The sequence below is a fragment of the Pseudomonas violetae genome (genome assembly GCF_023072615.1).
In the GTDB taxonomy this organism is placed as follows: Bacteria; Pseudomonadota; Gammaproteobacteria; order Pseudomonadales; family Pseudomonadaceae; genus Aquipseudomonas; species Aquipseudomonas violetae.
Genome location: NZ_JAKNRW010000020.1, coordinates 45,772 through 58,492, shown reverse-complemented (window position 1 = coordinate 58,492; position 12,721 = coordinate 45,772). Strand labels below are relative to the sequence as shown.

Genomic DNA, 12,721 nt, shown 5'->3' with positions numbered 1-12,721 from the left:
CCACCATCGCTAGCAGGCTAGCTCCCACAGGGGATGGGTGGTGAATCGAGATTTATTGCCTGCACAGAACTTTGTGGGAGCTGGCCTGCCGGCGATGAATTCCACTCGGTATCCCTGAAAAACAGAGCAAAAAAAAACGGAGCCTGAAGGCTCCGTTCTTTCATGCAACCAACCCCGAATCAGGCCAGTTTCTTGTGCCGCACACGATGCGGCTGGGCAGCCGCTTCGCCGAGACGCTTTTTGCGATCGGCTTCGTATTCGGTGTAGTTACCTTCGAAGAACACCGCTTGCGAGTCGTCTTCGTACGCCAGGATGTGCGTCGCGACGCGGTCAAGGAACCACCGATCGTGAGAGATCACAATGGCGGCGCCCGGGAAGTCCAGCAAGGCTTCTTCCAGGGAACGCAGGGTTTCAACGTCGAGGTCGTTGGACGGTTCGTCGAGCAGAAGGACGTTGCCGCCCTCTTTCAGGGTCAGTGCCAGGTGCAAGCGACCGCGCTCACCACCGGACAAGTCCTTGACGAACTTCTGCTGATCGCCGCCCTTGAAGTTGAAGCGACCGACGTAGGTACGCGACGGAATCTCGTAGTTACCGATGCGGATCTGGTCGGAGCCGTCGGAAATTTGCTGGAAGACAGTCTTGCTGCCATCCAGGTCCTCACGGCTCTGGTCTACGCAGGCAAGCTGCACGGTTTCACCCACTTCGATGGAGCCCGAATCCGGAGCTTCCTTACCCATCAACATACGGAACAACGTGGACTTACCCGCGCCGTTGCCGCCGATCACGCCAACGATGGCGCCTTTAGGCATGGAGAACGACAGGTTGTCGATCAGCACGCGATCGCCGTAGCCCTTGCTGACGTTCTTGAATTCGATAACCTTGTCACCCAGGCGCGGACCGGCCGGGATGTAGATCTCGTTGGTTTCGCTGCGTTTCTGGAATTCCTGCGACTGCATTTCTTCGAAGCGTTGCAGACGAGCCTTGGATTTGGACTGGCGGGCCTTGGCGCCTTTGCGCACCCACTCCAGTTCTTCCTTCATGGCTTTTTCATGCGCCGACTGCTGCTTGGACTCTGCCGCCAGACGGTCGGACTTGGCTTCGAGCCAACCGGAATAATTGCCTTCGTACGGAATTCCTGCGCCGCGGTCGAGCTCGAGGATCCAGCCCGCCACGTTGTCCAGGAAGTACCGGTCGTGCGTGATCGCTACCACGGTGCCTGGGAAGTCATGGAGGAAGTGCTCCAGCCAGGCGACAGAATCGGCGTCCAGGTGGTTGGTCGGTTCGTCCAGCAGCAACATGTCCGGGGCAGACAACAGCAGGCGGCACAGGGCCACACGTCGTTTTTCACCACCTGAGAGGAATTCGACCTTGGCGTCCCAGGCTGGCAAACGCAGCGCATCGGCCGCCACTTCCAGTTGACGCTCCAGGTTGTGACCGTCGCTGGCCTGCAGGATCGCCTCAAGCTTGGCTTGTTCGGCGGCCAGTTTGTCGAAGTCGGCATCTTCCTCCGCGTAAGCGGCGTAGACCTCGTCCAGGCGAGCCTGGGCGTTCTTGATCACGCTGACCGCTTCCTCGACTACTTCACGCACGGTCTTGGTCGGATCCAGAATCGGTTCCTGCGGCAGGTAGCCGATGTTCAATTCCGGCATCGGCCGGGCTTCGCCCTCGAATTCGGTATCGACGCCAGCCATGATTTTCAGCAGCGTGGACTTACCCGAACCGTTGAGGCCCAGTACGCCGATCTTGGCGCCCGGAAAAAAAGACAGCGAAATGTTTTTCAGGATTTCCCGCTTCGGCGGAACAACTTTTCCCAGCCGATGCATGGTGAAGACGTATTGAGCCATGGAGAACCTTGGGTCAGTGACAGATGAGTGATTGGAGCGCGGGCGAGGCCCGGCCAGACCGTGCGCGCTGACCGCTTGATAGGGACCAATGCGTGCGCGCTGAAGAAAGTCTGATTCTAGGAGCTGGAACGCTCCCACGTAACCGGTAAAGCTACCTTAATGATGGGTGGCAGTCCAGCCGAGCGGGACTGGCACTTTGCCACAACTCAAGGCATGCTAGCCGCCCTCCGGGCGTCCGGCTTATAGTGCGCGTCGCGCCAGTCCAGCCCAACCGCAGGATTACATAGCTTGTCAAACGTGCCTCCACCGTCTTCTGTGAGCGATGCCCGTTCTGCGGCCGGCTCTCCCCTGCGCGGGACGTTGAAAGGCGCCCTGGCCACACTCGTGTTACTGCTGCTGGCCCTGCTGTTCTGGCAACTGCTGGACCAGTTGCGCGAAACTCAGAAAAACCAGCGTCAGTACACCATCGACTTCACCGCCGACCTGGCTTCGCAAGTCAGCCTGAACATGGCGCTGAACGCGCAGATCGCCCTTAACCTGCTACCGATCGTCGAGCAACCACAGACTGGCGAAGAACAGCAGGCCCTGCTGCGTAAAATCCAACAGTCGTTGCCGGATGTCCGCAGCCTGGCGCTGCTCAGTCCGTCTGGAAAAGTGCTCAGCGACAGTGCCGTGGACAGTAATGATGCCGACTACTTGAGCCGGCTGGTTCAGCGCAGCCGCGCCCAGGCGCACTATTTCAGCAATGCCGACGATGGCTCGGTGGTCCACCTGCTGCTGCACCAGGCCAGTGGCAGCACCCGCGGTTACTGGGCACTGCGCCTGTCTCCGACATTTTTCGCATCACTGGCCAAGCAGAATGAAGCCGGCATCCGCCCGCTGTGGCTGGTGGAAAACCGCATCAATCGGAAAATCGTCAGCCGCGATAACACCGTGCCGCTGTCGGAACCTAGTGAACTGACGCCAGAAGACCTGGCCAATAGCGTATTGACCGTGCCCCTGAGCAGCAGCGACTGGCAACTGCGCGGATTGTTCGACCGCCAGCGCGTGATCGAGCACCTGTTGCCGGCATTCATCGGCAAATGCCTGCTCGGGCTGGCCTTTTCCCTGCTGCCTTTCATTGCGCTGCTTAGCATGCGCCGCCGCCAGCGCCAGCTGCATGAAGGTCGTCGACGCTATCAGGACATCTTCGAAGGCACCGGTGTCGCCCTGTGCGTACTGGATCTGTCCGGGCTCAAGAGTGAATTCGATAAGGCACGCATCAACAACACCGAACAGCTGGAAAGCTGGCTGACAGTGCCGGCGCAGCGCGAGCAGCTGCTGCGTGAATTGCGCATCACCGAAGTTAACCTGGTTGCCCTGCAGTTGCTGGAAGTCAATGCCCCGGAGCAGGCCTGGAAGCGACTGATAGACGGCAACCCACTGAACGGCTCGGCCATCGGTACGCCGATACTCGAGGCAGTGTTGCAGCAGCAAAAACAGCTCGAACTGGAGATCCACCTGCAAGACGACAATGGCCGCGATCAGCACTTGTGGCTGGTGCTGCGCCTGCCGGAAGATCAGGGAGACTATAAAGCAGTGATCCTGAGCATTACCGACATCACCAGCCGCAAGCTGATCGAGCTGTCATTGCTGGAGCGTGAAGGTTTCTGGTCCGATGTGGTGCGCACAGTTCCAGATCACCTGTACGTGCAAGACGTCATCAGCCAGCGAATGATCTTCAGCAACCACCATCTGGGCCAGACCCTTGGCTACAACCGCACCGAACTGCACCAGATGGGCGATTACTTCTGGGAAATCCTGCTGCACCCCGATGATGCCGACTTTTATCATCGGTCGCGCCAGAATCAGCGCCAGGGCGGCTATAGCCAACTGATGCAATGCCAGTTGCGCTTTCGCCACCAGGACGGCAAATGGCGCAGGTTCGAGGTGCGCGAACAAGCCCTTGCACGGGACAAACACGACCAAGTGACGCGCATCATCGGCGTGGCCAAAGACATCACCGAGCAGATCGAAGCCAGCGAATCCCTGCGCGACAGTGAGCAGCGTTACCGCATGCTCGCCGAAAGCATCAGCGACGTGATTTTTTCCACCGACAGCACAATGGCACTCAATTACGTCAGCCCCTCGGTGCACGCCGTGCTGGGCTACGAAGTGGAATGGATTTTCCAGAATGGCTGGCAATCGACCATTGCCAACCCGCAACAGCTCACCGGCATCTACAGCCTGATGGACCGGGTCGGCAAAGCGCTGAACAAACCCGAGATGCTGTCGGTACTGCGCGACCAGGTGCAGACCCAACTGTTCCTGTTCGATTGCCTGCGCGCCGACGGCCGCAAGATTCCCATCGAGCTGCGCCTGGTCCTGGTCTGGGATGAACAGGGAGCCTTCGAAGGCGTGCTGGGTGTCGGTCGCGACATCAGTCAGCAACGCCGGGCCGAGAAAGATCTGCGCATGGCGGCCACGGTGTTCGAGCACTCGACCTCGGCGATCCTGATCACAGACCCCGCCGGTTATATCGTGCAGGCCAACGAAGCCTTCAGCCGCGTGAGCGGTTACGCGGTCGAACAAGTACTCGACCAGTTACCGAACATGCTGACCGTGGACGAGCAGCAGGACGCGCACCTGCGCTACGTGCTCAAACAGCTCCACCAGCACAGCACCTGGGAAGGCGAAGTGTGGCTCAAGCGGCGTAATGGTGAGCACTACCCGGCCTGGGTAGGCATCACCGCAGTGCTGGATGACGAAGGAGACCTGGCCAGCTATGTGTGCTTCTTCAGCGACATCAGCGAGCGCAAGGCCAGCGAACAGCGAATCCACCGCCTCGCCTACTACGACGCCCTGACTCACCTGCCCAACCGCACCCTGTTCCAGGATCGCCTGCACACGGCGCTGCAGTCGGCGGAACGGCAGAAAGGCTGGGTGGTGCTGATGTTTCTCGACCTCGACCGGTTCAAGCCAATCAACGACTCCCTGGGCCACGCTGCCGGCGATCGCATGCTCAAGGAGATGGCCACGCGCCTGCTCGGCTGCGTGGACGATGACGACACCGTGGCACGCATGGGTGGCGATGAGTTCACCTTGCTCCTGCAGCCGCGGGTCAACCGCGAGATGGCGTTGAACCGGGCGATTCATGTCGCCGAACAGATTCTTGGCAGCCTGGTGAAACCGTTCGTACTTGAAGGCCGGGAGTTTTTCGTCACCGCCAGTATCGGCATCGCCCTGAGCCCGCAAGACGGCAACGAGCTCAGTCAGCTGATGAAAAACGCCGACACGGCGATGTACCACGCCAAGGAGCGCGGCAAGAACAACTTCCAGTTCTATCAGGCGGACATGAACGCCAGCGCCCTGGAGCGCCTGGAACTTGAGAGCGATTTGCGTCATGCCCTGGAGCAAAACGAATTCGTGTTGTATTACCAACCGCAGTTCAGCGGCGACGGCAAACGACTGACGGGCGCCGAAGCCTTGTTGCGCTGGCGCCACCCTCGACGCGGACTGGTGCCGCCGGGTGATTTCATTCCGGTACTCGAGGAGCTGGGCCTGGTGGTGGATGTCGGCGACTGGGTAATCAGCGAAGCCTGCCGACAGCTCAAGACCTGGCACCAGGCCAAGGTCCGCGTACCGAAAGTGTCAGTGAACATCTCGGCGCGGCAGTTCTCCGATGGCCAATTAGGCACGCGTATCGCCAATATCCTCAGGGACACCGGCCTGCCCCCGGCGTGCCTGGAGTTGGAGCTGACCGAAAGTATCCTGATGCGCGAAGTCAGCGAGGCGATGCAGATCCTCGACGGATTAAAAAATCTCGGCCTGAGCATCGCGGTCGACGACTTCGGCACCGGTTATTCATCGCTCAACTACCTCAAGCAATTCCCAATCGACGTGCTGAAAATCGACCGCACCTTTGTCGATGGCCTGCCGTCCGGCGAACAGGACGCGCAGATTGCCCGGGCCATCATCGCCATGGCCCACAGCCTTAATCTGGCGGTGATCGCCGAGGGCGTGGAAACCCAGGAGCAGCTGGATTTCCTGCGTGAGCATGGTTGCGATGAGGTTCAAGGGTATTTGTTCGGGCGACCGATGCCTGCCAGCGGTTTTGAGGTGCAGTTCAGTCATGAGGCTCTTTTCATGCACGACTGACCAGGAGCTTAAAGCCCAATCAATCGCACATGAAAAGAGCAGCAAGCTTCAAGTGACAAATCGCAAGCCAAGGCATTTGCGCCTTCACTTGCCGCTTGTGGTTTGCATCGTGAAGCCCGCTTATCTACAACCTGACTGTGTTTCATATCCCTTCTAAAAGCGGTTGGGTTAGAATGCCCCCCTTTTCTGCCCCCGATCCTTGAGGACCGCCATGTTCAGCCGTGATTTGACTATTGCCAAGTACGACGCCGATCTCTTTGCCGCCATGGAGCAAGAAGCTCAGCGCCAGGAAGAGCACATTGAGCTGATCGCTTCGGAAAACTACACCAGCCCTGCGGTGATGGAAGCTCAAGGCTCGGTACTGACCAACAAGTATGCCGAAGGCTACCCGGGCAAGCGCTACTACGGTGGCTGCGAGTTCGTCGACGTGGTCGAGCAACTGGCTATCGATCGCGCCAAGGAACTGTTCGGCGCTGATTACGCCAACGTTCAGCCGCACGCCGGTTCCCAGGCCAACAGCGCGGTCTACCTGGCACTGCTGTCTGCTGGCGATACCATCCTGGGCATGAGCCTGGCCCACGGTGGTCACCTGACCCACGGCGCCAGCGTTTCGTCCTCCGGCAAGCTGTATAACGCCATCCAGTACGGCATCGACGCCAATGGCCTGATCGACTACGACGAAGTCGAGCGCCTGGCCGTTGAGCACAAGCCGAAAATGATCGTGGCCGGTTTCTCCGCGTACTCGCAGATCCTCGACTTCCCGCGTTTCCGCGAGATTGCCGACAAGGTTGGCGCCTACCTGTTCGTTGACATGGCCCACGTGGCCGGCCTGGTCGCCGCTGGCGTCTACCCTAACCCGGTGCCTTTCGCCGACGTCGTGACCACCACCACCCACAAGACCCTGCGCGGTCCACGTGGCGGCCTGATCCTGGCTCGCGCCAACGCCGACATCGAGAAGAAGCTCAACTCCGCAGTATTCCCCGGCGCCCAAGGTGGCCCGCTGGAGCACGTGATCGCCGCTAAAGCGATCTGCTTCAAAGAAGCGCTGCAGCCTGAATTCAAGACCTACCAGCAACAAGTGGTGAAAAACGCCAAGGCCATGGCCGGCGTGTTCATCGAGCGCGGTTTTGACGTGGTCTCGGGCGGTACTGAAAACCACCTGTTCCTGCTGTCGCTGATCAAGCAGGAAATCTCCGGTAAAGATGCCGACGCCGCTTTGGGCAAGGCTTTCATCACCGTGAACAAAAACTCCGTACCTAACGATCCACGCTCCCCGTTCGTCACTTCCGGTCTGCGCTTCGGCACTCCGGCCGTGACCACTCGCGGCTTCAAGGAAGCTGAGTGCAAGGAATTGGCCGGCTGGATCTGCGACATCCTGGCAGACCTGAACAACGAAGCGGTGATCGACGCCGTTCGTGAGAAGGTCAAGGCCATCTGCAAGAAGCTGCCGGTTTACGGCGCTTAATCGCGAAATCGTTACCCCGCTATACTGAAGCCCGACCAGAAATGGTTGGGCTTTTTTGTTATTTACGCACTGGATATCCAAGTAACTTATCCCAGCCCATAACAACCAACGCAACTCAGAAACAGCCTGAAAAGCAAGATCCCGCACACGCCACCTACAAGCCTCTATATATAAGAAACGCAAGAACACTACGGCACTACAACTGCCGTCAGAGAATTTCTTATCAGCCGAATATAGAGAAAAAACATGAGTACAAACAGACAAAAGTCCTTCACCGCAACAATTGGCACACCGGGTATGTCCTTGCACTTCTTGAACTTACTGCATGGAGAGAAAACGCTGGTTACCGATACTCTTGGCAGTGGGGGCATGTTTACCGGCAGGCCGCAACAGAGGGACCACTCTCATTTTGTAGGCTTGCGCTCCGGGGCTGAAGTCGAAGCCAGGTCTCGCCTTCAGCTGTACTTCCGGTACACCGGCAGAGACTACCAACTGTATATTCGTACGCTGGGCCCTTACTTCGGAAAATGCCTGAGTATTAGTGAAACGGGTTTACTGGGTGCCTTCCCAAGCCAAGGGGCAGTCACTTTTAACCTGCTCGGTAAAGGCCGCAACATTTTAACCTTGGACGCGATCAGCGACGACAACCCCGAAGTGTACATTCAAGTCAGGGATTCATGGCTACTGCACAAGTACAAAACTCAAAATTCAAAATATACTTATATTGCTGACAAAAATGAAACGCCCTTATTATTCAGTTTGATGATTGATCAAAGAAATGCACCTTATTTGGATTCACCTAACGAAATATAAGACACCACATGCATTTGCATGGACCGACCAGCAATGGTCGGTTTTTCCTGAGTACGCCGCTCTGACACTCGCTTCGCGCCACTGGTCAGACCGGTCTTGCCAATTTCCATGTTGACGCTTGAAATTCAGGAAAAACCCAGCGTAGACTGAGCCTGCACTGGACATACCGGTAAGACCACAATAATTAAGTCCTGAATCTGATGTGCTCACCGCACACCAGCCAGGACACCGACCAGGATTCCTCCCATGCTCAGATGGTGCTCGCGTTCAATCTTCCTCCAAGTGGTTCTCGGACTGGTGCTCGGCATCGTCTGCGGGCTGACCCTCCCTGAATACTCTGCACAGCTCAAACCCTTGGGCGATGGTTTCATCAAACTGATCAAGATGCTCATCGGCTTGATCGTATTCTGCGTGGTTGTCAGTGGCATCAGCGGTGCCGGCGACCTGAAGAAGGTCGGGCGCATTGGCCTGAAATCGGTGATTTACTTTGAAATCCTGACCACCATCGCCCTCGTGATCGGCCTGGTATTCGCCTTTAGCACCGGTATCGGCAGCGGCGCGAACATTCATCTGGATCAGCTTTCCGCCGCCGACATGGGCGATATCGCTCAGCGCGGCCAGCATCTGCACACCACCACGCAGTTCCTGATGGACCTGATTCCCTCCTCGGTGATCGGCGCCTTTGCCGACAACAACATCCTGCAAGTCCTGCTGTTCTCGGTGTTGTTCGGTAGCGCACTCAACCTGGTGGGAGAAGCGGCGTCGGGCATCTCCCGGCTCATCAACGAACTGAGCCATGTGATCTTTCGCATCATGGGCATGATCGTACGCCTGGCACCTATTGGTGTGTTCGGCGCCATCGCGTTCACGACCAGCAAATACGGCCTGGACTCCCTGCAGCATCTGGGCAGCCTGGTGGGTTTGTTCTACCTGACCTGCGTGGCCTTCGTCTCGCTTATTCTCGGCCTGGTGATGCGCGTGTCCGGCCTGCGGATGTGGCCGCTGCTCAAGTACCTGCGTGAAGAACTGATGATCGTCATGGGTACCGCCTCCTCCGACGCCGTGCTGCCACAGATTATGCGCAAGTTGGAGCACCTGGGCATTGGCAGTTCCACGGTCGGCCTGGTGATCCCTACGGGCTACTCGTTCAACCTCGACGGTTTCTCGATCTACCTGACCCTCGCCATCGTCTTCATCGCCAATGCCACCGGCACGCCACTGGCCATGACCGACCTACTGACGATCCTGTTGGTTTCGCTGATCACCTCCAAAGGTGCCCACGGCATTCCCGGCTCGGCGCTGGTGATCCTGGCGGCGACACTCACGGCGATCCCGGCGATTCCGGTGGTGGGCCTGGTACTGGTGCTGGCGGTGGACTGGTTCATGGGGATCGGACGGGCGCTGACCAATCTGATCGGCAATTGCGTCGCGACAGTGGCCATCGCCCGCTGGGAAAAAGACATCGACATCCAGCGCGCAAACAAGGTGCTTTCCGGTCAGGTGGGTTATACCTTCCAGCCGAGAAAACCAGGCGTTCCCTCGCACCAGCAGGAATTTTGAATCGCCGCCGTGCCTGCCAAATGGCGGGCACGGTCATCAACCGTTTTGAATGCTCATGGAGCGAACAGTGATTACCTCGTCGACCGTTGTGAACTCAGTCGTGGAAAAACTTCGGGCCGCTCTGGCCCGCGGCCAGTGGCGCTCTGGCGAAATGCTGCCTGGGCAACGGGAACTGGCCGAACAATTGGGCATCAGCCGCCCGAGCCTGCGTGAAGCAGTAATCGTCCTGGAAACACTCGGGCTGGTGCGTTCCATGCCGGGCAAGGGCGTAGTGGTCCTGGAGGCCAATCTCAGCGACAGCCAGTCCCACGACAGTGCTGTGGCGGGGGCGAGCCTGGAGGATGTGCTACAGCTGCGCTACACCCTTGAGCCGTTCATTGTCGGGCTGGTGGCGCAGTCCATCAGCAGCAAGGAAGTCGGGCAGTTGCGCCTTACGCTTATGGACATGCGCGAAGCCCTGGAAGCGAACGACAGCGAAGCCGGGGTTAATGCCTACATCGCGTTCCACGAAGAACTGTTCACCCTGACCTCGAATCCGATTTTTCAGAGCGTGGTGCAGCAAACCAGCAACGCTCTCAAGCAAAGCGCCGAGGTGCTGCGCAATTCCCCGGAACACCTGGCTGAACGTCTCGAAGAAAACGAAGCCGTGGTGCGAGCAATCCGCAGCAAGAATAGCGCCCAGGCCAGTGCAGAAATGCGTCGTCACATTCTTCGCGAAGGTCAGCGCACGGGCATCGAATTGAATATTCCAGACGACAATCTTCGCGGTTGAACACTCTTGGAACTGGAGACAGGCCATGAACAGCTTCGCTTCACCTCAGACTCTTGCTGCCCTGCCCTACACCCTGCCGATGAATGATCTTTATGCGCGGGTGTTCGATGCCATTCTCGACCAGCGAATCAATGCGGGTAGTCGGTTTACTGAAGACAGCCTGACGCAAATGTTTGGTGCCCGTCGCAGCGACATTCGTGGTGTGCTGGGCTGCCTTTCTCACCAGCAGATCATTATTCTGCGGGCCAACCATCGGCCCCGGGTTGCTGTGCTCGATCGCGAGCAGATCCAGCAGACCTTGCATGCACGACGCTTGACAGAAACCACGCTGGTGCAACTCGCCTGTCAGAACGGTGGCCGCCAGGATTTTGAACGGCTGCGCGCGTTGATTGAACAGGAGCAAGGCTGTACCGAACAGGGTCGGGCCATTCGGTTGTCCGGGGAGTTTCATTTGCAATTGGCAGAAATGGCGGGGAATGCACCGCTGGCGCATTTCCTGGGTAGCTTGGTGCCCTTGACCTCGCTGGCGATTGCGCAGCAGGAAGCGCATCCAGGGGATAGTTGCGAGTGGACTGTGCATGAGGCAATCGTGAATGCAGTGGAGCGTGGTGACGCAGTGGCTGCCCAGGCATTGCTGAATCAGCACCTGGATCACCTGGATGCGGTGCTGCTGAACTCCCAGCCCAACTCGCGAAAGAACCGCGCGGTGGGGTAGATTGCTATCGCGAGCAGGCTCGCTCCCACAAGGGCTGCGCACATGACGCGGCCCCGCCTGCTCGCGATGACGGCATCAGCCCCCGAAAAACTTCCTGAAGCTACTCCGCCGCCACCCGCGCAAACCCTTCCCGAATTTTCTCTTCTGGCAGATCATCCGCGATAAAAACGATGACGCTTTCCCGCGGCTCCTCAGGCGCCCACTCGGTGTCCCAGTCGAAGCCGTATAACTTCAACACCCCCTGAAACACCATCCGCCGCGGTTCGCCCGCAATGTTCAACACACCTTTGTAGCGCAGCAATTGCTTGCCATGATCTTCCAGCAGTTCATTCATGAACTCACTGAGCTTGTCGATATCCAGCGGCTGGTCAGTGCGCAACACCAGGCTGGAAATGCGGTCGATGGAGGGAGCCTTGCTGACCGGGCGCAGGTTCAAGCCACTGCCGAGGTCGGCGTTGAGATTGAAGCCTCGAACGTCGAGCAGTTCCGCCAGGTCAATCCTGCCATGGTCGACCACGCGAATCGGTGCGCGACGATTGATGCGGGTCAGGCGTTCGCTCAACCCGGTGAAAGTGGCCTCGTCCACCAGGTCTCGCTTGCTCACCAGCAGGCGGTCGGCAAAACCGATTTGCGCCTGGGCGATAGTCTGGGCCAGGTGAGTATCGGCATGTGCGGCATCCACCAACGTGATGATGCCGTCGAGAATGTAGCGCTCGCGCAGTTCCTCATCGATGAAAAAGGTTTGGGCGACGGGCGCCGGATCGGCCAGGCCGGTGCATTCGATCACCAGGCGGTCGAAGGCGATCTCGCCGCTGTCCAGGCGTTCGAGCAGCAGGAACAAGGCTTTGGTCAGGTCAGTATGAATAGTGCAGCAGACGCAGCCGTTGGACAGCGTCATCACTTGCACTGGCTCGTCGCCCAACAACTGGGTGTCGATGCCGGCATCGCTGAATTCGTTCTCGATCACGGCGATTTTCAGGCCGTGCTCGGTTTTGAGCAGGTGGCGCAACAGCGTGGTCTTCCCCGCGCCAAGGAAGCCGCTGAGGATTGTGACTGGAATGGGAGAGGACAACTGGAACCTCCTGTTTCACGAAATTGGGAAAGCCATACAAAACAAATGTGGGAACGAACCTGTGTGGGAGCGGGCTTGCTCCCACACAGGTTCGCTCCCACAAGTTTTCCTTCACATCATGATCTGATAACCCAGATCAACAGCACTTTGGCCCACCCTTGCCGCCGTAACGCGCTTCCTGACGCTCCCTGAAGAACATCTCGTAGCTCATCACCGGCTTGTCCGGGTGTTTGGTTTGCATATGCTCTACGTAGTTGTCGTAGTCGGGCATGCCGACCATCAGGCGCGCGGCCTGACCGAGGTATTTACCGAGGCGACTCAGGTCATTGAACATGCTTGCAAT

At 58.3% G+C, this 12,721-nt stretch carries 9 protein-coding genes; 6 read left to right on the top strand and 3 right to left on the bottom strand.

The features are described from left to right. Positions 1–179: 179 nt before the first annotated feature. Entirely contained in the window at positions 180–1,844 is a 1,665-nt protein-coding gene (ettA, locus tag L9059_RS20405) for an energy-dependent translational throttle protein EttA (protein ID WP_247292730.1), read from the bottom strand. Positions 1,845–2,132: 288 nt separating this feature from the next. On the opposite strand from ettA, the gene L9059_RS20400 reads away from it, so the two are divergent. From L9059_RS20400 to L9059_RS20375, 6 genes are all read left to right on the top strand, one after another. Then, positions 2,133–5,981, top strand: coding sequence for a sensor domain-containing protein (locus L9059_RS20400; protein WP_247292729.1), 3,849 nt, complete (start codon positions 2,133–2,135; stop codon positions 5,979–5,981). A 211-nt stretch (positions 5,982–6,192) separates the two neighbouring features. Further along, a complete protein-coding gene (gene glyA, locus L9059_RS20395; protein ID WP_059182128.1) occupies positions 6,193–7,446 on the top strand; it encodes a serine hydroxymethyltransferase in 1,254 nt (417 codons plus the stop codon). A gap of 246 nt (positions 7,447–7,692) precedes the next feature. Beyond that, positions 7,693–8,259 carry a hypothetical protein gene (locus tag L9059_RS20390; protein WP_247292728.1) on the top strand — a complete coding sequence of 189 codons (567 nt, stop codon included), beginning with the start codon at positions 7,693–7,695 and terminating at the stop codon, positions 8,257–8,259. 246 nt (positions 8,260–8,505) lie between these two features. Beyond that, positions 8,506–9,819 (top strand): C4-dicarboxylate transporter DctA, encoded by a 1,314-nt coding sequence (locus L9059_RS20385; RefSeq protein ID WP_247292727.1) that lies wholly within the window; start codon positions 8,506–8,508, stop codon positions 9,817–9,819. A gap of 67 nt (positions 9,820–9,886) precedes the next feature. Then, complete coding sequence (locus L9059_RS20380) at positions 9,887–10,591, top strand: FadR/GntR family transcriptional regulator (RefSeq protein ID WP_247292726.1); 705 nt, start codon at positions 9,887–9,889, stop codon at positions 10,589–10,591. Between the two features lie 25 nt (positions 10,592–10,616). Next, positions 10,617–11,306 carry a GntR family transcriptional regulator gene (locus L9059_RS20375; protein WP_247292725.1) on the top strand — a complete coding sequence of 230 codons (690 nt, stop codon included), beginning with the start codon at positions 10,617–10,619 and terminating at the stop codon, positions 11,304–11,306. A gap of 100 nt (positions 11,307–11,406) precedes the next feature. Here the strand turns inward: L9059_RS20375 and yjiA are convergent, their stop codons facing one another. Both yjiA and L9059_RS20365 read right to left on the bottom strand, forming a co-directional pair. After that, positions 11,407–12,378, bottom strand: coding sequence for a GTPase (yjiA, locus tag L9059_RS20370; protein WP_247292724.1), 972 nt, complete (start codon positions 12,376–12,378; stop codon positions 11,407–11,409). 136 nt (positions 12,379–12,514) lie between these two features. Beyond that, a complete protein-coding gene (locus L9059_RS20365; RefSeq protein ID WP_007895266.1) occupies positions 12,515–12,712 on the bottom strand; it encodes a YbdD/YjiX family protein in 198 nt (65 codons plus the stop codon). Positions 12,713–12,721: the final 9 nt, after the last annotated feature.